Here is a 19,948-nt window from a genome sequence, read left to right on the forward strand (position 1 = left end):
CCCACATAAGCTCACCAGAAGATCTCCAAGAGATCGCAACTGGAAGGTCAATGAATAGCCCCGGCAGGGTCAACGCTGTCTCTATGCAGACAGATTGGCGAAAGTCAGTTGGGCGCCCTGGATTGGCAGATCCAGTCCGCTGCGCTGAGCGCGCTCCACCGCGCGCTGCGCGTGATCTGGGAACTGCAACAGGAACCGGCCGGCTTTCGCGAGCTGCGCCGACGTGCGGACGCGATGTCCTCCAGCGTGCTGACCGATCGGCTGCGGGAACTGACCGAGGCGGGAATCGTGGCCACCGACGCCGACGGCGTCTACCACCTCACCGAACTGGGCAACGCCCTTCGCCCCTCGCTCGAACCCCTGCGTGTCTGGGCGGAACGGTGGTCGACCGAACTGTCCGCCCGGCAGGGAGACGACGACAGCTGAGGTCGAACCCGCACCACCGTGCCGACATGCCGGGCGTTGCGGGCGGCACGTCCTCCCGTGTGCGCTGCGCCTCCCGCGGAGGCCTTGCCTCACCTGCCGACGAAGTCGCGAAGGAATCGGCTTCGGAGTCGGGAAGTCCACTGGTGTGCCGCAGGAGCCGACGCACGGCGATGCGGAGCCCGTCGGCCCCCTTTCCGCACGCGAGCCCCGATGGGCAGAGGCCCTGAGCAGCCGGATTCGCCTTCGGCCGTGGCCGCCGCTACGGAACTATCGTGGACGTCGGCCAGGCCAGGCAGTTGGCCTGTCGGCAGCTGCCTCACTCCGATCCGTAGTACGGCGCGGAACTCCTCCATCGCCGCGTTCACGCCGTCGCGCTCACCGGTGGCGAGTGGCTCGGCATGCGGTGACCGACGTCGATCGCACATGAGCGCAGCATCAGCGCTGCCGGCCGACGCCTGGCCCACGGCACCTATACCGTCGAGCCGCTGTCAGGCGGGGGCAGTCGCGTCTCGTTCAGCTACGCCTGGGCGCGCGCGCCTTTCGCCGAGCGCCTGTTGGCGCCCGCCGTCCGGGCCACGATGCGGCGGGCCAACCGCAGGGTCATGCGACGCCTGGCCGCCGAGTTGGCCCGTCACGTCTCCCCCACCAGCTCCTGACGGCTTCGTTCCCCGAGCGCCGGTCAGTCGCGCGCCACCGTCAGATCGAGGAAGTGGGTGGCGCAGGAGATGCATGGATCGTGGTTGCGGATCGTCCGCTCGCACAGGGCGGTCAGTTCGGCATCGGTGGGAGCAGGGCCTGCGTCGAGGCGCGCCTGCACCGTGCGGCGCAGGTCCTGTTCGATGGCGGCCTGGTTCTGGGCGGTCGGCGGGACGAGGGCGGCCCCGGCGACGGTGCCGTCCGGGTCCAGGGTGTAGCGGTGGTAGAGGAGGCCGCGGGGTGCCTCCGTCGCGCCGTGGCCGGTGCCCGCCCGCGCGGGCACGTCGACGTACGGGCGTGGTGGGGGCTCGTAGGCATCGATGAGGCGCAGCGCCTCGCCGACCGCGTAGAGGACCTCGACGGCGCGGACGATGATGCTGCGGAACGGGTTGCGGCACACCGCGCCCTCGCGGGGGTCACCGAGCCCGGCCTCCCGGGCGGCCTGCAGCACTTCAGGGGGCAGCCAGCGGCCACTGATCGCGTAGCGGGCGAGCGTCCCGGTGAGGTGGCGGTTCCCGTCGAGCCGGGAGTGCAGGCCGGTGGAGTGCGGCACCTGGGTTTCCACGACGTGGTCGGGGAACGCGGGCAGCGGGAAGGTGCGGGTGGGCAGGGCGCGGTCGCTGTCCGGGGGCAGACCGGCGGTGCCGGGAGCGGCCATGGCGGTGGGGGCGCCGGAGTCGATGGGGTAGGTGCCGGGTTCGGCGAGGGCGAGCAGTTCGTTGTCGAGTCCGGCGTCCGGGAAGTCGAAGCCGGCCACCCAGCGCACGGTCGCTTCGGCGTCCTCCCGGGCCTGCTTGAGCCGCTCCGCCAGGGGCCGCAGCTCGGCTCCGGTCGGCACGCTGTGGAATCCGCCGAGGCGCACGTTGATGGGGTGGATGGCACGACCGCCGAGCAGTTCCATGAGGGCATTGCCGGTCCGCTTGAGCGCAAGACCCCGCTCGACGTGGGCGCGGTGGGTGCGGGCGAGGTCGATGACGCTGTCGGCGCCGAGGAAGTCGGGGGCGTGCAGCAGGTGGATGTGCAGGGTCTGACTCTCGATCCATTCGCCGCAGTAGAGCAGACGGCGCAGGGCGGCCAGCTGCCCGTCCACCACGATGCCGCAGGCGTTCTCGATCGCCCGGCAGGCGCTCATCTGGTAGGCGACGGGGCAGATGCCGCACACCCGGGAGGTGATGTCGGGCGGTTCGGTGTAGGAGCGCCCGCGCAGGAACGCCTCGAAGAATCGCGGAGGTTCGTAGATCTTCAGCCGCGCCTCGGCCACCTCGCCGTCCCGCAGCCGCAGATGCAGCGCGCCCTGGCCCTCGACCCGGGCGAGGGATTCCACCCGCAGCAGCTTCGATTCCTGGGGGCTCACTCGGTGAGCTCCTTCCGTGCGGCCGCCTCGAACTCCGGTGCCGCGGTGTTGAAGGTGCTCAGCACCCGTACCACGTCCAGGGTGTCCATGCCGTCCCTCCGCAAGAGCGGGATGAACGAGCCGAAGTTCGTGGAGTACGACGGGCCGAAGCAGCCGTAGCAGCCCCGGCCGTACGCGGGGCACAGTGCGCCACAGCCGGCGTGGGTGACGGGGCCCAGGCAGGGCGTGCCGTGCGCGACGGTCACGCAGACGGTGCCGCGCCGCTTGCACTCGAAGCACACGCTGTGCGCCGGCACGTCGGGTGTCCGGTCGGCCAGGTAGGCGGTGATGACCTCGACGAGCTGACCGCGGTCGATGGGGCAGCCGCGGAGTTCGAGGTCGACGGGCACGTGGGCGCTGATGGGCGTGGAGGTGGCGAGGGTCTCGATGTAGTCGGGGTGGGCGTAGACCGCGGCCTGGAACTCGGCGACATCGGCGTAGTTGCGGAGTGCCTGGACGCCGCCCGCGGTGGCGCAGGCGCCGATGGTGACCAGGCGGCGGGAGGCGGCGCGGATCTGCAAAATCCGCTGGGCGTCCGCTGCGGTGGTGATCGAGCCTTCGACCAGCGACAGGTCGTACGGCCCCGGACCGGGCGCACTGGACGCCTCCAGGAAGTGCGTGATCTCCACCCGCCCGGTGATGCCGAGGAGTTCGTCCTCGCAGTCGAGCAGAGTGAGCTGGCAGCCGTCGCAGGAGGCGAACTTCCACACGGCGAGCCGCGGACGCCGTCCGGACGTGGGTGTCATGTCACAACTCCCGTACGGAAAGGAGGGGTTCGGCCTGAGCCCAGGTGACGACGGGCCCGTCCCGGCACAAGAGCAGCGGGCCGAGCTGGCAGTGGCCGCAGTGACCGGTGCCGCAGTGCATGGTGCGTTCCAGGGACACCCGGATCCGCTCCGGAGCCAGTCCTCGGTGGGCGAGGTCGCGGGCGGTGGCCCGCATCATCACCTCGGGGCCGCAGAGGAAGGCCGTGGCGTTGTCGACGTCGAAGCCGGCCCGGTCGAGGAGGGTGGTCACCACGCCCACGTCCCCCTGCCAGGCGTCGTCGGGACGGTCGACGGTGACCTGGACCCGGGCACCGGCCGTCCGCCAGCCGTCGATGTCCCGTGCGCACACGAGGTCGGCCGGGGTACGGGCCCCGATGAGGACGTTCAGCCGGCCGTACCCCTGAGGCCGGGCAAGGGCGGTCCGGATCAGCGGTCGCAGTGGTGCCAGGCCGAGACCGCCGGCCACGATCACCAGGTCGTGCCCGGCGGCGGTGGGCAGGTCCCAGCCGGTGCCCAGCGGCCCGCGCACGCCGACCGTCTCGCCGGGCCGCAGGCGGTGCAGGGCGCCGGAGACCGCTCCGACCGCGCGGACGGTGTGGGTCAGCCGGCTCCCTCCGATGCCGCTCAGCGACAGCGGGATGTCGCCGACTCCGAAGGCGTACACCATCGCGAACTGCCCGGGGAGGAAGCGCGGCAGTGCGCTTGCCACGGGTTCCAGGACGATCTCGGCGGTGTCGGGCGTCTCCTCGGTGCGGCCGACCACCCGGTAGGGGAAGGGGGTCAGGGCCGGGCGGGCGGAGGTCACGGCGTTTCCCCGTAAGCCGTGGGAGCGTTGCGGGCCGGCGGGCCGTACAGGTCCAGAAGGCGGGTGCGCGCGGCCCTCAGGCGCCGGCCGATGGCCACCGAGGCGACGCACCGGGTGACGGCCAGGCCGAAGGCCGGATCCGCGTCGATCGCGGCCCGGACCTGGTGCGCGTCGAACTCGTACGCCTGCACCTCGCCCCGTGTCTGCGCGCCCAGGTGCCACCTGTAGGGCTCGAACAGCCAGGACCAGCCCAGCAGTTCACCCTCGCCGAGAGTCTCGACGACGGTCGGGCCGCGGCCCGGTTCGTACGTGTCGAGGGCCACCAGGCCGGCTCGGACGATCCAGAAACGGTCGGCCGTGCCGCCCTCGTCGAAGATCCGGTCACCCGGAGGGAAGGTGACGTCATGGGCGAAGCCGAGCAGCCGGTCGCGGTGTTCGGGTGGCAGGGCACCGAGGATGCCGCGCGTGCCGTGCCCCTCCGCCGTCATGAGGGCACCTCGTCCGGTCCCGCGCCCGCCGCGCGCTCCGCGTTGAGGGCGTGTGCCTCTTCGGTGATATCGATGCCGACCGGGCACCAGACGATGCACCGGCCGCAGCCCACACAGCCGGAGCTGCCGAACTGGTCGTACCAGGTGCCGAGTTTGTGGGTGGCCCACTGCCGGTAGCGGCTGCGGCCGGACTCGCGCACGGGCCCGCCGGGCAGATGCGAGAACTCCAGGTCGAAGCAGGACTCCCAGCGTCGCCAGCGCTCGGCGTGATCCCCCGTCAGGTCGGTGACGTCCTCGGCAGTGGTGCAGAAGCAGGTCGGACAGGCCATGGTGCAATTGCCGCAGGTCAGGCAGCGCGAGGCGACGTCGTTCCAGCGGTCCGCGTGCAAGGTCTCGCGCATCAGCAGCTGCAGGTCCACGGGCGGCATGGTGCGGCCCATGCGGTCCGCAGCCGCTGCCACACTCCGCCGGGCCGTCGACTCGGTCTCCTCGTCCGCAGGCCGGCGCGGCAGCTCGGCCAGCACCGATGCGCCGTCGTCGCTGCCGGCCCGCACCCAGAACCGGTGGTCGCCGTCCTCCGCCACCTCGGTCAGGGCCAGGTCATAGCCGCCGTCCGCGGCGGGCCCCGTCCCCATGGACGTGCAGAAGCAGGTGGCTCCCGGTTCCGTGCATTCCGCGGCCACCAGGAAGGCGCGTTCCCGCCGCGCGCGGTAGCGGCTGTCGACGTGCGGGCCACCGGCCAGCACCCGGTCCTGCACGCCGATGGCCCGCAGGTCGCAGGGCCGCACGCCGAGGAATGCGTACGACGGGGGTGGCGGGGCGTCCTCCGTCACGACCAGCGCCCCGTCGGCCTGCCGGTCCACGGCCCACTGCCGCTCCCGCTGCGGATGCAGAAACGTCTTCCAGGACTGCGGCCCCGCGCTGTGCGCGAAGACCGCACCGTCCTCGCGCGGGCGCAGCCGGTAGTGCCCGGCCTCCAGCTCGACGCCCCAGCCGTACGGCAGGTCGTCTCCGCCGGCGATTTCGGCCAGCACGATCGCCCCCTCGCGCACGGTCGGTCCGATGACCGTCCGGCCCCGGGCGGCGAGGATGCGGATCAACGCGTCCAGACCGTCCGTGCCGATCACCGCGGTGGTTCCGTCGCCCGTCATCGCCTGCCTTCCGGCATGGATCATGCCCATGCCGCCATTGTGTGTGGCGCTCCTTCCCCCACGCGGGCCGACGGGCCCCGTGCTGCCCCATACGGCCCTCGCGGTCGCCCGGACGGGCCTGGGCCGGGCGACCGCGAGGGCCTCAGGGAGGCTGCCGAGCCGCGGTCGCGAGAGCATCACGCCATGGATGCTTCTGCCGTCGGCCCGCGAACCGCCGTCATCGGGGTCGGCAACGAGTACCGGCGCGACGACGGCGTCGGCTGGGCAGTCGTGGCCTGCCTCGCGCAGCGAGGGGCGCGGCGGCCACTCCCACCCGGCGTCAGGCTCACCTGTACCGACGGCGATCCGGCACGCCTGATCAGCGCGTGGGAAGACGTCCGGTTGGCCGTCCTCGTGGACGCTGCACACGCTCGCCCGGCCCGTCCCGGGCACGTGCACCGCTTCCGGTGCCCGGGTGAGCTGCCGTCCACGCCCCGGGGTGAAGCCGGCTCGCACGGCTTCCCCCTGGGCGACACCATCCGCCTCGCCCGGGCACTGGACCGGCTTCCGGAACAGCTGCTCGTCTACGCCGTCGAAGCCACCGACACCGGCCTCGGCACCGGGATGTCACCACAGGTCACGGCGGCCGTGGAGCCGCTCGCCCAGCGCATCGAGGAGGATCTCCTGCGGCACTTCCGGGGCGGTCGGTGATTCGTGGTGCCGTGCATCGGGCCCGGCGTCGTACCCCGACCGCCGACCCGTCACCTGGTGGGGCCGTTCGGCCCTCACCTGCGCTCCCCAGGTGTGCCACGGTCGAGGTACAGGCGAAAGGGGTGCGTCGTGCCCCTGCAGACGATCCGCCGGTCGTGGCGGCACAATCCGCTCAGGCGCGGCACCGACGTGGCCGAGGCATGGATGTTCCTGGTCACCGCGGTGCTGCTGGTCGTTCTGCCGCTGGCCGCCGGCATCATGACGGCCGGTGCGGTGAACGCTGCGACCCGACCCGAGAGCCACGGCTGGAAGAGCGTGTCCGCCACGCTCACGGCAGATCCCCCCGCTCGCATCGGCCTGAACTCGGCGGACAGCGCGGGCGGCCGCGTCCTCGCCACCGTGCGGTGGACAGCCACGAACGGCACGGTACGAACGGGAGAGACGGCAGTGGCACAAGGTCTGCGCGCGGGCGATCGGACCACCGCCTGGCTCGACCGGCACGGCTCCCTCGTACGCACCCCCGTGACGTCCGAAGACGCCGTCGTCCAGGGCATCGCGGTCGGTGTCGTCACCGCTTCGGGCACCGCGCTGCTGATCCTCGGCGTCAACCGAACCGGAAGCGTCCTGCTGAACCGCCGCCGCTACGCCCAGTGGGAGAAGGACTGGGCGGCCGCAGATTCCGCATGGCGGCCCCGGCAGACCTGAACGCGCACAGGTGCGGTGAGCCTGGACGAGCCTTCGACGCCTCGGATCGCGGCGGGCGGCCGTGGGCTACGCGAGATCCCGGTGCGGAGCCTCTTTCCGGTACGTGAGGCGATCGACCACCGCTGTGACACCGTCGACCTGCCGTGTCATCCGTACCGCGAGGGCTGCGGTACCGCTGTTCTCCAGGCGGCCGCTGAGTATCACCAGACCGTCATGGACCGCGACGTCCACGCTCTGCGGGCTCAGCCACAAGGAGCGCACCACGATCTCGTCGACCACTTCGTCGCGGATTTCCGCGTCGGTACGAACGAAGACCTGCAGCACATCGCGCCGGGTGACCATGCCGACCAGGCGGGCTTCCTCGTCCACCACGGGAAGCCGCTCCACGCCGCTCTCGCTCATGAGGCGGGCCGCCCGGACCACGGAGTCGTCGGCACGGACCGTACGCGCCGGAACGGACATCACCTCGCCAGCGGTGGGCATGCCGTCCGCGGCCGCTGCCCGCCGGTCGCCCTGCAGGTCGGTGGCCGAGACGACGCCGATCACCCTGTCGTCGGCGTCCACCACGGGCAGGCCGTCGATGCCGTATTCCGCCAGCCGCCGCGCCACATCCACGACGGGCGTCCCGCTGCGGGCGCTGACGACCTCGTCGGTCATGATGCTTCCGACCCGTCGGCGCTTCATCTCGCCCCGCTCTCGTCTCAGGTGTCCGGTCCTCACGGAAGCCGGCGCAGATAAGGGTCACGGGCGTGGCGCGGCAGCAGGCGGACCCGGGCGTCCACCACGGTGATGCCGTCCGGCCTGGCGATGACGGGGTTGCACTCCGCCTCGGCGAGCTCGGGCAGGTCGTCGGCCATCCGGGAGAGGCGTGCCAGCAGGTCCGCAAGGCCACCGACATCGGCCGGCGGACCGCCTCGGTAGCCGAACAGCAGAGGTGCGCAGCGTGGTGCGACGAGCAGTTCGCGGATGTCGGTGTCGGTGAGCGGGGCGAGTCGCGCGGCATGGTCGGCGAGCAGTTCGCTGGTGGTACCGCCGAGCCCGAAGACGACCAGGGCACCGAAGACTTCGTCCTGGATGACGCCGGCCAGCAGCTCGGTGCCGCGGGCGGCCATCGGCTGGACGAGGACTCCGGTCAGTGCCGCGCCCAGACGGGCGGTCAGGTCCCGGTAAGCGGCGCGCACCTCCTGCTCACCGTGCAGATCGAGAAGGACGGCACCCCGGTCGCTCTTGTGCACCAGTCCGGGCCCCTGAGCCTTCACCACCACGCCCCCGTCGGGGGCTGCGAGCCTCGCGGCGGCATCCACCGTTTCCTGCTCGGTGCGGGCGCACACCTGCGGCAGACGGGGAATCGCGTAGCAGTCGAAGAGCTGCTCGGTCTCCCGCGCATCCAGCCACCCGCCGCCCGGGGCCTTCCCGAGGGGCGCTTCCACCAGGGCGCGGGCCCGCGGGGAGTCGACGCCTGCCACCTCCGGGACGCCGCCCTCCGGCCTGGCCAGCCAGCGGGCGCGTTCGACGGCGTGGCAGAGCGCCCGAGCCGCGGATTGCGGTTCGCCGTAGGAGGGCACGGTCCGTCCGTCGTCCGTGCGGAGAAGCCGGACGCGATCCGTCTGGTCGAGCCTCACCACGACGAAGGGCAGATACGCAGGTTCCTGTGGCGTCGGGCCGGTCAGGGCGGTGACGAGGTCGGCGCCCACCGCCGAGGCCAGTGCGGTCGGTACCAGGGCGAGCAGGACAGCATCCACCGCCGCGGACCGCACGATCCGGTCCAGGCACTCGCGCACGGTCTGTACGCTCACCGCCGGTGTGAGGTCGACGGGGTTGGCTGCTCCCGCACCGCCGGGAAGCACGGCGAGCAGTTCGCCCACCAGGTCCGGTGGCAGTTCGGGAACCGTCAGTCCCGCGTCCGCACACGCGTCCGCGGCGAGCACTCCCGCGCCGCCGGCGTTGGAGACCACGGCGACCCGTCCGCCTGCGGGAAGCGGCTGGGAGTGCAGCAACGCCGCGGCGTCCAGCAGCTCGCCGAGGGTCCGGGTGGCGGTGATGCCCGCCTGGGCGAACAGCGCCCGACGCGTCATGGTCGGAGTCGCCGCAGCGGCGGTGTGCGAGGCGGCGGCCCGGCGGCCGGCCTCCGAGCGTCCGGCGTCGACCGTCAGCAACGGCATCCGGCGGGCGACGCGGCGGGCCGTGCGGGAGAAGGCGCGGGGGTTGCCGAACGACTCCAGGTGCAGGAGCCCCAGCTCGGTCCGGCCGTCGCACTCCCACCACTGGAGCATGTCGTTGCTGCTCACGTCGCGCTTGTCGCCGAGCGAGACGAAGCTGGAGATGCCGATGCCCAGATGTGCGAGGCCGTCCAGGAGCGCGATGCCGACCCCGCCGGACTGCACGGCGACCCCGGCGGTGCCCGGCAGCGGTTCGGTGACCGCGAAGGTCGCATTCATACGGACCGGCTCTTCGGTATTGGCGATCCCCAGGCAGTTGGGGCCCACCAGCCGCATCCCCCAGTGACGGCAGGCAGCCGTCAGGTCCGCCGTCTGCCTCGCGTCGAGGCCGGACGTCACCACCACCAGTGCTCCGACGCCCGCTCTGCCGCACTGGTCCGCGGCCTCGGGAACGGCGGCAGCGGGGATGGCGAGGACGGCGAGGTCGGGCGGCTGCGGAAGCTCCGCGACGGACGCGTACGCCGGGATCCGCAATACGGCGTGCGCATGCGGGTTGACTGCGTGAAGGCGCCCGGCGAAGTGTGCCTCCCGCAGATTGTGGAGTACCGCCCGCCCGACCGACCCCGGCCTCGTGCCGGCTCCGACGACGGCGAGGGACCGGGGGCGCAGCAGCGGCTGCAGGCTGGCGGTGTCGGCGGTACGGCCGCGGACGTCCAGCGCCGAGAGGTAACGCTCATCCGGCGCGAGCCGGATGACGCCGCGCACGGTGGTGCCGTCGTACTGCCGGGTGACACGTAGTCCGAGGTCCGCGAAGACTCTGTGGATGAGGTGGTTGTCGGCGAGTACGTCGGCGGTGAAGGCCTCGATCCCGTTCTCGCGGGCCACCTCGACGAGGTGTTCCAGCAGCAAGGTGCCTACGCCACGGTGGTGGAAGTCGTCGGCGACCGCCAGGGCGATTTCGGCTGCTGCGGGATCGTCGGTGGTCTCGTACTCGGCGACGCCGACCAGGCGGTCTCCTTGAAAGGCGAGCAGAGTGCGGTGCCCGGGGCGAGCCGCCTCGCAGACCCGGTCGGCGGCCTGCTCGCCGGCACGGCGGCTCACCGCGAAGAACCGGCTGCGCAGATTGTCGGCGGACATCTCGTCGTAGAGCCGGAGTACCGATCCGCGGTCCTCCGGGCACGCCGGGCGCAGCCGTATCGTGCTCCCGTCGGTGAGCAGTGCGCAGACCTCACGGGTGCGCGAGGGGGTGTGGGTCATGGTGCCGGCCTCCGGGGGATGCCTGCGGCGGGCGAAGGAGGCTCAGGAGCGCGGCCGCGCCGGCTCAGGCGGCGTCGGAGCCTGAGCGGGTCCGGTCAGCTCGGATGTCACGTCCACGACGCCCTCGACCGCCCGCGCCAGGCGGGCCGCCACGGCCATCAGTGCCCTGTCGGGGAGCGGGCCGCTGAGGGTGACCACCCCGTCGGTGACGTGGACCGCCACCTCGTCCGGCGTTTCGGGGAAGAGCCGCTCGACGATATCCGTGCGCACTTCCGCCGCCAGCTCCTCGTCGGAGCGCAGGAAGACCTTCAGCAGGTCGGAGCGGCTGACGATGCCCTGCAGCATCCCCGTGGCGTCGACCACGGGCAGCCGCTTGACGGACTTGCGGGCCATCGTCCGCGCCGCCTGGGCCACGGTGTCACCGGCATGCACCGTCAGGGCGGGCGCACTCATCAGTTCCCCGGCAGTCAGGGCACCGGCCTTGCGCACATCGTCCGACCGTCGCAGCCCCTCCGGCCGGTCCGGCGCACCCTCCCGAAACTCCTCCTTGGGCAGCAGATCGGCCTCGGAGACCACCCCGACCACCCTCCCCTCCCCCGCCAGGACGGGCAGCGCGCTGACCTTCCACTGCTGCATGGTCTCGACGATCTCCTTGAAGCCTGCTTCCTGCCCGATCGCCACCACGGTCTGGGTCATCACATCGCTGACGATGTAGGGAGTGTGCTCCATGACGCCTCCTCGGCAGGCCCGCCGTCACACAGCCGTGGCCACGTCTCCAGCCTGCAGACCCACCACCGCCCAGGGCAGGGGCCGTCCGGCCCTAAGGTTCACCGACCCATCGCCGGCGGCTCGGAGCGTGCGGACGGCGGGGCGGTCACGTCGAACGTCACATCCACGACGCCCTCGACCGCCCGCACCAGGCGGGCGATCACAGGTATGAGGGAGGAGTCCCGGATCCGGCCGCTGAGCGTGACGACGCCCTCGGCGACCGTGACCTGCAAATCCTTCGCCGGTGCCGTGAACAGCGCGCCGACGACGTCCCGACGGATCTCCTCCGCGAGGTCCTCGTCCGTGCGCAGAAAGACTTTCAGCAGGTCGGAGCGGCTGACGATGCCACGCAGAACGCCATGTCCATCCACCACCGGCAACCGTTTGACGGACTCGTGCGCCATGATCCGTGCGGCCTGTGAAAGCGTGGCGTCGGCGCGCACGGTGTGGGCCGGGCTGGTCATCAGTTCCCCGGCCGTGACCGCCTCCGCCCTGCGTACGTCGTCGACCCGCCGCAGCTGCTCCAGACGGTCGGGATCCGACTCCCGGAACCCCTCCTTGGGCAGCAGATCGGCCTCGGAGACCACCCCGACCACCCTCCCCTCCCCCGCCAGGACGGGCAGCGCGCTGACCTTCCAGCGCTCCATGGTCTCGACGATCTCCTTGAACCGTGCCGCACGGTCGACCGCGGCCACGGTCTCGGTCATCACGTCCCTGACGATGTGCGGGGTGTTCAGCATGGTGCCTCCTCAGGTCCCGCGGTCGTCGTGACACCTCCAGAGTGGGACGTGCGGGGCGCAGCCGGGGATGGGCCGCCCGGCCCCTTCCCCGGCGGGCCTGCCCGGGAATCCGGTGCGCGGGCGGTGCCGAGTAGCCAGGCGAGGTCCGGGCGCGCAGCATGAAGACACCGCTCACACCACCCGCCCACCTGGAGGTGAGCACCGTGAACATGCCATCCCGATACCGCCCCGGAAGCATGCTGGAGCGGGCCTTCCCAGCCATGAACTGGGGGACCACGATCGCCTCGGAGTTCGACGACCTCTACAGCAGGATGGGGCAGCTGCTGGAGACCGCCGGTACCCTCCCCGCATCGGGCTCCGAAGGGAACTGGGCACCGCTGGCCGATATCCATGAAACCGACGACGCCTACGTGGTCGAGGCCGAACTGCCCGGCGTGAAGCGTGAGGACATCGACGTGGAGATCGGCAATCGGGACCTGTCGATCACCGGCGAATACCGGCAGTGCGAGCGTGAGGGCGTGCTGCGCCGCACCACCCGGCGGACCGGCCGGTTCGAGTACCGGACGCTACTTCCGGCCGACGTCAAAACCGATACGGTCACGGCGAGTCTGACCGACGGCGTGCTGACCGTCACCGTTCCCAAGGTGCAGGCCGCGAAGCCCCAGCACATAGAGATCACCACCTGAGCCCGTCGGCCTCAGGCGCGGCGCGGGCACCACTGTGGTGCCCGCCCCGGCGCGGAGGACCTTGTACGAGAGGCACGCCATGTTGGAGAGAGCCGAGGACGCACCCGCCGGCGTCGACGCAGTGAAGGCGACCGGAACCGTATCGAAGAACGACTACGTGACGGTGATCGAGCCGCTCATCGACAACGCACGCAGCGAAGGCCGGCGGATCCGGCTGCTGTGCGAGCTCGGACCCGAGTTCAAGTCGTTCACCCCGGCGGCCGGTTGGGAGGACCTCAAGGTCGGCCTGGGTTCCCTGCGGCTTTTCGAGGGCTGCGCGCTCGTCACCGATACGCGCTGGATCCGCGAGGCCACCCGCATGACGAGCTTTCTGATGCCCTGCCCGGTGCGCGTCTTCGGCACCCAGGAGCGTGCGGAGGCCCTGCACTGGCTGGCGTCGCTGCCCGAAGGCCCCGGTATTTCCCATCGCCTCCTGACCGAGTCCCAGGTACTCGTGGCCGAAGTGGAACACCCGCTGCGGGCAGCGGACTTCGACGCCCTGGCACTGACGGCGGACGGCTGGCTCAGGACACACGACGAGTTGGCCGGCGTCGTGATCCATGTGCGAGAGTTCCCCGGCTGGGAGAACATCGGCAGCATGATCCGTCACGTGCGGTTCGTCCGCGACCATCACCGCAAGGTCAGGAAGATCGCGCTCGCGGCCGACAGCAAGGTCGCCGCCCTGGTACCCCAGCTCGCGAATCACTTCGTCCGGGCCGAAGTGCGGCGGTTCGGGTACGACGACCTCGACGCCGCCGTCACCTGGGCCGCCGCCCCTCCGGATCAACAGGCAGCCGGGGCGGGCTGATCCAGCGGATTCGCCGGCTCCACGTGGCTGGTGGCCGGTGGCGCTCACGCGGGCTGCGGTACGACCGCCACCGGGCACTCCGCATGATGCAGGGCGGTGTGCGCCGTCCGCCCCAGTTGGAAGCCCACCGGACTCTGCCTGCGTTGCGCTCCGATCACCAGCAGGTCCGCGGCAGCGGAGCGGTGGGCCAGCACCTTGTGCGCCGCCCCCTCGACCGTGAAACGTCGTACCCGCACCGTCGGATGCCGACCGGTCTCCTCCGCAAGCCCCTCGTCCAGCACGGCCGAGGCCCGTTCCTCGTGATGGCGCCCGGGCGCTCCGGCCAGCAGCGGATGGTCGGCGGTCTCGTGTGCGGGGCAGCGCCATGTGCGGACGGCGTCGAGAGTGCCGCCACGGGCCTCCGCCTCCCGGAAGGCGAACCGGACGGCTTCCGACCCTTTGGCCGCATCGCCGATGCCGAGGAGGATGCGGCCATGTGTCCCTTCCCGGCCCGCTCTGTCTCCCCGTACGACGATCACCGGACACCGGGCCCGGGCCGACACGGCCAGCCCCACCGATCCGAGCAAGAGGCCGGTGACGGCGCCGCGCCCGCGCGAGCCCACGACCACGGCGAACGCGTCCTCACCCTCCCTCAGCAACACGGTTTCCGGATCGTCGCCCAGCACCTGCGTGGAGATGTCGAGGTCCGCGTGCCGCAGGCCGGCGCGTTCGGCCGCGGTACCGACGATGTTGTCAGCGAGTACCTCCTCGGCGGGGCGGGCGAGGCTCAGAGCGAGCGCCGTACCCTCGTAGCGCTCCCAACGGGAGGCGTACACCAGCCGCAGCGGCACGCCATGGAGCGCGGCCTCGTCCGCCGCCCAGTCAAGCGCACGGAAACCGGCGTCCGACCCGTCCACACCGACGACCAGAGAACCCTGCATCGTCACCACTGCCTCTCTCACCTCGAGCGAGCGGCGCTCAACAGCGTGGCAGCGGCCGCCCGTTCTCAGTGCTCCCCGCCTCGCACCACAACGACCGGGCAGGGCGCATGCTGGGAACAGTGCTGGCTGACCGAGCCCAGGAGCGCTCCGCTGAAGCCGCCACGTCCGCGGCTGCCCACGACCAGGAGGGAGGCATCCCCAGCCGCCTCCAGCAGCACTGCCGCGGGCGTTCCGTACGCCACGGTGGCCTTGACCCGAGACATGTCGCCCGCCTTGACGACCTCTCGGATCGCGCCGTCAAGTGCCTGGTCAGCCCACATCTTTATGTTCCCCGCGAGTTCCTGCGGCGCGTCGAGCCAACCGATCGAACCGTAAAGCGGCGGATACTCCCAGGCGATCACGGCGTTGACGTGGGAGTCGGTCAGGTCTGCCTGACGTACCGCCCACCGCAGCGCCTCTTTGGACGATTCCGATCCGTCGACCCCGACGACGATACGGCTGGTTCCCTTGCTCGTCTTGCTTGCCTTGCTTTCCTTGCTTTCCTGGGGTGCCTTGGGTGCCTCAGGTTGGCCGTTCATGGTTCACCTCCGCGATGCAACGTGCCGCCGGCTCCCGGATACCGCCGTCAGGCGGCTTCTCGCGGGACGATGACGAGAGGTCCGGGCGCCAGGTGCGACAGCGTGCGACTGGTCGAGCCGAGCACCATGCCCCGGAATCCGCCCACCCCACGTGATCCCACCACCAGACAGCGTGCGTCCACGGCCGCCTCGGCCAGCTGCACCGCCGGGCTGCCCATCACCACCTCCTGGTCCACCGTGACCTGCGGATACTTCTCCTGCCAACCGGCGAGCGCCTCGGAGATGTCGATGTACGACTCCTGGAGGTCCGCCGGCCAGTCGCCGTAGCGGGGACGCCGTACCTGCACCGCCCGTAGCTCCACGCCGCACACCGCGGCCTCCTCGAAGGCGAAGGCAACCGCCGAGACCGAGGCGACCGAACCGTCCACCCCCACCATGACCGGCCCGGACCGGGACGCTTCGTGTTTCGGCTCCAGCACGAGTGCGACCGGGCACGGAGGGTGCCCCACGAGGGACGGCCCGACCCCGCCGAAGGTGACGGCCTCCCCCGGCCCGTGCACCCGCTGAGCCCCGACCACCAGCACGGACGCTTCCTCGGCAACCTCACGCAGCACGGACGCCGGACGGCCGTCGAGCAGTCGGGTGGTGACCTGAAGCCCCGGCAGCCGCTGCTCCGTGGAATCCCGGAAGTCGTCCAGCAGCGACTGGCCGGTGGCGCGGAAATGCGAGGCCCACGCCTGTTCGGGCGAGTCGCGCCGTTCCTTGGGAGCGGCCCCGGCGGGCCACTCCTGAGCATGTACCAAGCACAGCGAAAGGCCCCGTCCGGCCGCGGCATCCGCCGCCCAGTCCACTGCTCTTCGTCCCGTCGACGACCGGGTGACCCCCACCACCACCGGGTTGTGCGCGTCGTAGCTGCTCATGCTCCCTCTCCTTCCGGAGGGCGGTACGGGGCACCTCGGGCCGGCTCCGGTACGGGCCGCCGCGTGGTGGTGTCGTCATGTACGGCGGTGAGCCGGTCGATCACCTCGACCACACCGTCGACGCTCTCGCACATCCGCACCGCCATCGGGACCAGGCTCTTGCGTTCCAGGGCACCGCTGAGCGTCACTGTTCCGTCGTCGACCTCGACCGTGACGGCGGACGGCGGGAGACCCATCGTGCAGGTGAGCACTTCCTCCAGGATCTCCTCCTGGATGGCACGATCGCGCCGCAGGAAGAGCTGCACCAGGTCGCGGCGACTGATCACGCCGATGAGCCGGCCGGACTCGTCGACCACGGGCAGCCGCTTGACCTTCTTCTTCTCCATCGTCCTGGCCGCCCGTACGGCGGACCACTCGGGCCGGGCCACCACAGCCGGGCTCGTCATGAGTGCATCGGCCGTACTCGGGCCCGCCTTCGTGGTCCGTCGGCGCAGCAGGTCGGCCTCGGAGACCACCCCGATCGGCCGCTCGTCCTGGTCGACGACGGGCACAGCGGTGATGTCGTACTCATCCAGCAGGCGCGCGATCACCCTGAACGAGGTGCCGGGCTGGACGACGACGGCGTTGGGCGTCATCAGATCGGCGACGCTGCGATGCCTCATCTCTGGCCGGTCCCTTCGGAATGCGCGGTGGGGACGTGTGGGGGGGTCGCCCACAGGGGCGCCGGTACTCACGAGCCTGCCTCGTCCCGATGCTCCTCAGGTAGGGCCGGGTGGCACCTGGCAGGGCCGGGTGGGCCCCTCCCCACCGTCAGTGGTGCGGCGGCACATTGGCCTCACAGGCAGCAATCGCCGCTCCCCTGATGGCCACGGCGTCATCAGGTCGGCGCCGGATGCCGTGCAGGCGTACCGGCATGGGAGGCAGATCATGGCCAGGACCGGAGAATGGGGGGTCCGTCTCTACCTCTTCGAGGAAGACGGGACGACGAAGGCACGCATGGTGCTCGATACCGGCACCACCTCGCTGACCGGGCACGGCACGGCCCAGTGCAGTCCGGAGGACCCGGATGTTCCGGAGATCGGCGACGAACTGGCCGCCAGCCGGGCGATGAGCGATCTGGCCGCACAGCTGAAGAGGATCGCGTACGGCGACCTGGAGGGGGTGCGGGCGCCGGCAGCACCGGCCCGGACGCGGCGAACCGAGCCGGCAGGTTGAGCGGCCGGTCAGCGGGCCGGCCCCGACATCGGCACCTGCCCGGCAGCACCTCCGCGCGTAGCGTCGACGAGTCCGGGAACGCCGCTGCCGTCCCGACCGGTCTCTCGGAGGACGAGGCCACCCGACGGTTGGCGGACACCGGTCCCAACGCCCTGCCGGCGGAGCCGCGCACCCCGGTGTGGCGGCGCGTGCTGCAGCAGTTGAAGGACCCGCTGATCGTGGTCCTCCTGGTTGCTGCCGCTCTGACGATTGCCACCGGAGACTTCCGCGACGCGGCCGTCATCCTGTTCGTGATCACCGTGAACACCGTGGTCGGCGTCGTGCAGGAGGTACGGGCCGAGCACGCCGTGGCCGCGTTGTCGGCGATGAGTGCGCCCGCCGCCCGGGTGGTACGGGACGGGACGGAGCGGTCCGTGGCGGCGGCCGAAGTGGTCCCGGGAGACCTGATCCTGCTGGCTGAGGGCGACATCGTTCCGGCGGACGGCGACGTACGGGACGCCACCTTGCTGCTGCTGGACGAGTCCTCGCTGACCGGCGAGTCCGTCCCGGTGGAGAAGGCTCCTGACGGGGAGACACCCCGTGGCACGGTCTCAGCGGGGACGGTCGTCGTCCGCGGCCACGGCCGCGCGGTGGTCACCGCCACCGGCGCCAGGAGTGCGCTCGGCCGCATCGCGTCGCTTCTGGGTACCGCCCCCGGCCGCACGCCGCTGCAGCGCCGGCTGGTGGGGTTCGGGCGCGTGCTGGCCGCCGTCACCGTGGCGTTGTGTGCCGTGGTGCTCGCCCTGGGACTGGTGCGCGGGCAACCGGTGGAACTGATGATCGTCGCTGCGATCAGCCTCGCCGTCGCCGCCGTACCGGAGTCGCTGCCCGCCGTCGTCACCCTCGCCCTCGCCCTGGGGGCACGGCGGATGGCGGAGCGGCACGCCATCGTTCGCCGACTGCCTGCCGTGGAGACCATGGGATCCATCACCGTGCTCGCCACCGACAAGACCGGCACGCTGACGGAGGGGCGGATGGCTGCCGAGGAGTTGTGGACACCGCACGGAGGAGCGTCGGTTACGGGCGACGGGTACGCACCGGACGGTCGCGTCATACGCGCCGGTCGGGCGGTCACCGCGCGTGACGCACCCGATCTCGCCGCGCTGCTGAGTGCCGCGATGCTCTGCAACGACGCCGCTCTGGAACCCCCCTCGGACCGCGGCACCGAGTGGCGGGCACTGGGCGATCCCACGGAGGCCGCCCTGGTCGCGGCGGGAGCCAGGCTCGGGCTTGACCGGGCGGCGCTGGACCGTGAGCTGCCACGAGTGGACGAGGTCCCCTTCGAGACGCGCCGCAAGCGCATGACGACGGTGCACCGCCGCCGGGACGGTGGACTGTGCGTCGTGTGCAAAGGTGCGCCCGAGTCCGTGCTGCGGCGCGAGGTCCTGGCCGACGGGCCGGGGCTGATCACGCGGGCGGCCGCGCGGGCGGAGGCATGGGCGCGCGGGGGCCACCGGGTGCTCGCCGTCGCCACCCGCGATCTCGAAGCACACTCCGCACGGCCGGCGAGATGGGAGGAGGGACTTTCACTGCTCGGATTGGTCGGCATCCTGGACCCGCCCCGGGCCGCCTCGGCGACCACCGTTGCCGCCTGCGAACGGGCCGGGATCGTCCCCGTACTCGTCACCGGGGACCACCCGCTCACCGCCCGTGCCCTGGCCGAGCGCCTCGGTATCGCTTCGGGAGGTGCAGCGGTCACCACCGGAGAGCAGATACGGCACGGGACGGCGGGTGAACTGACGAACGTGCGGGTCTTCGCCCGGACCACGCCCGAGCAGAAGCTCGACATCGTCCAGGCCTGGCGTGGGGCCGGGCACGTGGTGGCGATGACCGGGGACGGGGTCAACGACGGACCGGCCCTGCGGCGGGCCGACATCGGCGTGGCCATGGGGCAGCGGGGCACCGAAGTGGCGCGTCAGGCGGCCGATCTCGTGCTCGCCGACGACAATCCGGCCACGGTCGTCGCCGCGGTGGAGGAGGGCCGCCGCGTCTACGCCAATGTGCGCCGGTTCCTGCTCTATGCGCTGGCCGGAGGCACCGCGGAGATCCTCGTCATGCTCCTCGGCCCCTTCCTGGGGATGCCGCTCCCCCTGCTGCCCGCCCAGATCCTCTGGATCAACCTGCTCACCCACGGCCTGCCCGGCGTGGCCCTCGGCGCGGAACCCGTCGAACCGGAGGTGATGCGCCACCCACCGCGGCCGCCCGCCGAAAGCGTGCTGGGCGCCGGGCTGTGGCCGCGGATCCTGGCCATGGGGGCATTCGTCGCCACCGTCACCCTGGCGACCGGGCTCTGGGCGAGGGAAACCGGGCGTCCGTGGCAGTCCATGGTCTTTCTGGTCCTCGGCGCGACCCAGCTGGGCGTGGCCCTCGGCTCCCGTGCCCGCCCCGGCAGCCTGGCCAATCCCTTCCTGCTGGTGGCCGTAGGCGCAGCCCTCTGCCTGCAGGTGGCGGGTGTCTGGCTGCCGCCCCTGCAGGCCCTGCTGGGAACGGAGCCGCTGACCCTCGGCGACTTCGCGATCGCAGCCGGGCTCTCCGGCCTCGGCCATGTCGTCATGCGCCTGCAGCGGTGGCTGTGCCCCGAGCAACCACCGCGCGACACCGCAGGGCCCGGCATGAAGACTCGAATCAGGGACGGAGCAGGCCGAAGCAGCGGCACGGACCGTACGGGCGCACGCAGCACGCACGGCTGACGAGACCC

At 71.7% G+C, this 19,948-nt stretch carries 20 protein-coding genes; 7 read left to right on the forward strand and 13 right to left on the reverse strand.

Translation table 11 applies throughout. The annotated features are described in order from the left end of the window. Positions 1 to 108 precede the first annotated feature (108 nt). On the forward strand, positions 109 to 426 hold the full coding sequence (locus V2J85_RS02725) for a winged helix-turn-helix transcriptional regulator (RefSeq protein ID WP_261953297.1): 318 nt from the start codon (positions 109 to 111) through the stop codon (positions 424 to 426). 679 nt (positions 427 to 1,105) lie between these two features. On the opposite strand, the gene V2J85_RS02735 is transcribed toward V2J85_RS02725, so the two are convergent. From V2J85_RS02735 to V2J85_RS02755, 5 genes are read right to left on the reverse strand one after another with little or no spacing between them, the layout of a single operon-like run. Continuing rightward, the gene (locus tag V2J85_RS02735) at positions 1,106 to 2,476 is read right to left on the reverse strand and encodes a Ni/Fe hydrogenase subunit alpha (RefSeq protein ID WP_330820519.1); all 1,371 of its coding nucleotides are present in this window, start codon (positions 2,474 to 2,476) and stop codon (positions 1,106 to 1,108) included. After that, positions 2,473 to 3,261, reverse strand: a complete 789-nt coding sequence (locus V2J85_RS02740; RefSeq protein ID WP_261953295.1) for an NADH-quinone oxidoreductase subunit B family protein — start codon at positions 3,259 to 3,261, stop codon at positions 2,473 to 2,475. The genes V2J85_RS02735 and V2J85_RS02740 overlap by 4 nt, the downstream gene beginning before the upstream one ends. Position 3,262: 1 nt before the next feature. Then, entirely contained in the window at positions 3,263 to 4,087 is an 825-nt protein-coding gene (locus V2J85_RS02745; RefSeq protein WP_261953294.1) for an FAD/NAD(P)-binding protein, read from the reverse strand. Next, the gene (locus tag V2J85_RS02750) at positions 4,084 to 4,575 is read right to left on the reverse strand and encodes a cyclic nucleotide-binding domain-containing protein (RefSeq protein WP_330820520.1); all 492 of its coding nucleotides are present in this window, start codon (positions 4,573 to 4,575) and stop codon (positions 4,084 to 4,086) included. Before V2J85_RS02750 ends, V2J85_RS02745 begins: the two co-directional genes overlap by 4 nt. Next, positions 4,572 to 5,756, reverse strand: coding sequence for a 4Fe-4S dicluster domain-containing protein (locus V2J85_RS02755; RefSeq protein WP_410011191.1), 1,185 nt, complete (start codon positions 5,754 to 5,756; stop codon positions 4,572 to 4,574). The genes V2J85_RS02750 and V2J85_RS02755 overlap by 4 nt, the downstream gene beginning before the upstream one ends. A gap of 153 nt (positions 5,757 to 5,909) precedes the next feature. Between V2J85_RS02755 and V2J85_RS02760 the strand changes: the two genes are divergently transcribed. Beyond that, the gene (locus V2J85_RS02760) at positions 5,910 to 6,416 is read left to right on the forward strand and encodes a hydrogenase maturation protease (RefSeq protein ID WP_330820521.1); all 507 of its coding nucleotides are present in this window, start codon (positions 5,910 to 5,912) and stop codon (positions 6,414 to 6,416) included. A gap of 129 nt (positions 6,417 to 6,545) precedes the next feature. Next, a complete protein-coding gene (locus V2J85_RS02765; RefSeq protein WP_261953291.1) occupies positions 6,546 to 7,121 on the forward strand; it encodes an Rv1733c family protein in 576 nt (191 codons plus the stop codon). Between the two features lie 66 nt (positions 7,122 to 7,187). Here V2J85_RS02765 and V2J85_RS02770 read toward each other — a convergent pair whose 3' ends face one another. The 4 genes from V2J85_RS02770 to V2J85_RS02785 all read right to left on the reverse strand — a co-directional run bounded on the left by V2J85_RS02770 (position 7,188) and on the right by V2J85_RS02785 (position 12,045). After that, the gene (locus V2J85_RS02770; RefSeq protein WP_261953290.1) at positions 7,188 to 7,778 is read right to left on the reverse strand and encodes a CBS domain-containing protein; all 591 of its coding nucleotides are present in this window, start codon (positions 7,776 to 7,778) and stop codon (positions 7,188 to 7,190) included. A gap of 59 nt (positions 7,779 to 7,837) precedes the next feature. Further along, entirely contained in the window at positions 7,838 to 10,537 is a 2,700-nt protein-coding gene (locus V2J85_RS02775; protein WP_330820522.1) for a bifunctional acetate--CoA ligase family protein/GNAT family N-acetyltransferase, read from the reverse strand. 42 nt (positions 10,538 to 10,579) lie between these two features. Next, on the reverse strand, positions 10,580 to 11,266 hold the full coding sequence (locus V2J85_RS02780; protein WP_330820523.1) for a CBS domain-containing protein: 687 nt from the start codon (positions 11,264 to 11,266) through the stop codon (positions 10,580 to 10,582). 98 nt (positions 11,267 to 11,364) lie between these two features. Continuing rightward, the gene (locus V2J85_RS02785; protein WP_261953287.1) at positions 11,365 to 12,045 is read right to left on the reverse strand and encodes a CBS domain-containing protein; all 681 of its coding nucleotides are present in this window, start codon (positions 12,043 to 12,045) and stop codon (positions 11,365 to 11,367) included. A 209-nt stretch (positions 12,046 to 12,254) separates the two neighbouring features. On the opposite strand from V2J85_RS02785, the gene V2J85_RS02790 reads away from it, so the two are divergent. Next, positions 12,255 to 12,731: an Hsp20/alpha crystallin family protein gene (locus V2J85_RS02790; RefSeq protein ID WP_315975487.1), complete on the forward strand. Its 477-nt coding sequence runs from the start codon at positions 12,255 to 12,257 to the stop codon at positions 12,729 to 12,731. A gap of 61 nt (positions 12,732 to 12,792) precedes the next feature. Then, positions 12,793 to 13,578: a SpoIIAA family protein gene (locus V2J85_RS02795; RefSeq protein WP_261953285.1), complete on the forward strand. Its 786-nt coding sequence runs from the start codon at positions 12,793 to 12,795 to the stop codon at positions 13,576 to 13,578. A gap of 44 nt (positions 13,579 to 13,622) precedes the next feature. Here V2J85_RS02795 and V2J85_RS02800 read toward each other — a convergent pair whose 3' ends face one another. The 4 genes from V2J85_RS02800 to V2J85_RS02815 form a co-directional block, all read right to left on the reverse strand. After that, positions 13,623 to 14,498 (reverse strand): universal stress protein, encoded by an 876-nt coding sequence (locus V2J85_RS02800; RefSeq protein ID WP_261957248.1) that lies wholly within the window; start codon positions 14,496 to 14,498, stop codon positions 13,623 to 13,625. Between the two features lie 65 nt (positions 14,499 to 14,563). Then, complete coding sequence (locus tag V2J85_RS02805; RefSeq protein ID WP_261953284.1) at positions 14,564 to 15,076, reverse strand: universal stress protein; 513 nt, start codon at positions 15,074 to 15,076, stop codon at positions 14,564 to 14,566. 47 nt (positions 15,077 to 15,123) lie between these two features. Next, positions 15,124 to 15,996 (reverse strand): universal stress protein, encoded by an 873-nt coding sequence (locus V2J85_RS02810; RefSeq protein ID WP_261953283.1) that lies wholly within the window; start codon positions 15,994 to 15,996, stop codon positions 15,124 to 15,126. Further along, positions 15,993 to 16,658, reverse strand: coding sequence for a CBS domain-containing protein (locus tag V2J85_RS02815; protein ID WP_330820524.1), 666 nt, complete (start codon positions 16,656 to 16,658; stop codon positions 15,993 to 15,995). The genes V2J85_RS02810 and V2J85_RS02815 overlap by 4 nt, the downstream gene beginning before the upstream one ends. A gap of 265 nt (positions 16,659 to 16,923) precedes the next feature. Between V2J85_RS02815 and V2J85_RS02820 the strand changes: the two genes are divergently transcribed. Next, a complete protein-coding gene (locus V2J85_RS02820; protein WP_261953281.1) occupies positions 16,924 to 17,211 on the forward strand; it encodes a DUF1876 domain-containing protein in 288 nt (95 codons plus the stop codon). Beyond that, the gene (locus V2J85_RS02825) at positions 17,208 to 19,940 is read left to right on the forward strand and encodes a cation-translocating P-type ATPase (protein ID WP_419836728.1); all 2,733 of its coding nucleotides are present in this window, start codon (positions 17,208 to 17,210) and stop codon (positions 19,938 to 19,940) included. The genes V2J85_RS02820 and V2J85_RS02825 overlap by 4 nt, the downstream gene beginning before the upstream one ends. Positions 19,941 to 19,948 lie beyond the last annotated feature (8 nt).

It is taken from the genome of Streptomyces bugieae, assembly GCF_036352915.1.
Taxonomy (GTDB): domain Bacteria; phylum Actinomycetota; class Actinomycetes; order Streptomycetales; family Streptomycetaceae; genus Streptomyces; species Streptomyces endophytica.

Coding starts and splice junctions, on each gene's coding strand:
- V2J85_RS02740 (WP_261953295.1), bottom strand. CDS start 3,261: ATGACACCCACGTCCGGACGGCGTCCGCGGCTCGCCGTGTGGAAGTTC.
- V2J85_RS02770 (WP_261953290.1), bottom strand. CDS start 7,778: ATGACCGACGAGGTCGTCAGCGCCCGCAGCGGGACGCCCGTCGTGGAT.
- V2J85_RS02800 (WP_261957248.1), bottom strand. CDS start 14,498: ATGCAGGGTTCTCTGGTCGTCGGTGTGGACGGGTCGGACGCCGGTTTC.
- V2J85_RS02750 (WP_330820520.1), bottom strand. CDS start 4,575: ATGACGGCGGAGGGGCACGGCACGCGCGGCATCCTCGGTGCCCTGCCA.
- V2J85_RS02755 (WP_410011191.1), bottom strand. CDS start 5,756: ATGGGCATGATCCATGCCGGAAGGCAGGCGATGACGGGCGACGGAACC.
- V2J85_RS02775 (WP_330820522.1), bottom strand. CDS start 10,537: ATGACCCACACCCCCTCGCGCACCCGTGAGGTCTGCGCACTGCTCACC.
- V2J85_RS02805 (WP_261953284.1), bottom strand. CDS start 15,076: ATGAACGGCCAACCTGAGGCACCCAAGGCACCCCAGGAAAGCAAGGAA.
- V2J85_RS02785 (WP_261953287.1), bottom strand. CDS start 12,045: ATGCTGAACACCCCGCACATCGTCAGGGACGTGATGACCGAGACCGTG.
- V2J85_RS02815 (WP_330820524.1), bottom strand. CDS start 16,658: ATGAGGCATCGCAGCGTCGCCGATCTGATGACGCCCAACGCCGTCGTC.
- V2J85_RS02780 (WP_330820523.1), bottom strand. CDS start 11,266: ATGGAGCACACTCCCTACATCGTCAGCGATGTGATGACCCAGACCGTG.
- V2J85_RS02810 (WP_261953283.1), bottom strand. CDS start 15,996: ATGAGCAGCTACGACGCGCACAACCCGGTGGTGGTGGGGGTCACCCGG.
- V2J85_RS02760 (WP_330820521.1), top strand. CDS start 5,910: ATGGATGCTTCTGCCGTCGGCCCGCGAACCGCCGTCATCGGGGTCGGC.
- V2J85_RS02790 (WP_315975487.1), top strand. CDS start 12,255: ATGCCATCCCGATACCGCCCCGGAAGCATGCTGGAGCGGGCCTTCCCA.
- V2J85_RS02820 (WP_261953281.1), top strand. CDS start 16,924: ATGGCCAGGACCGGAGAATGGGGGGTCCGTCTCTACCTCTTCGAGGAA.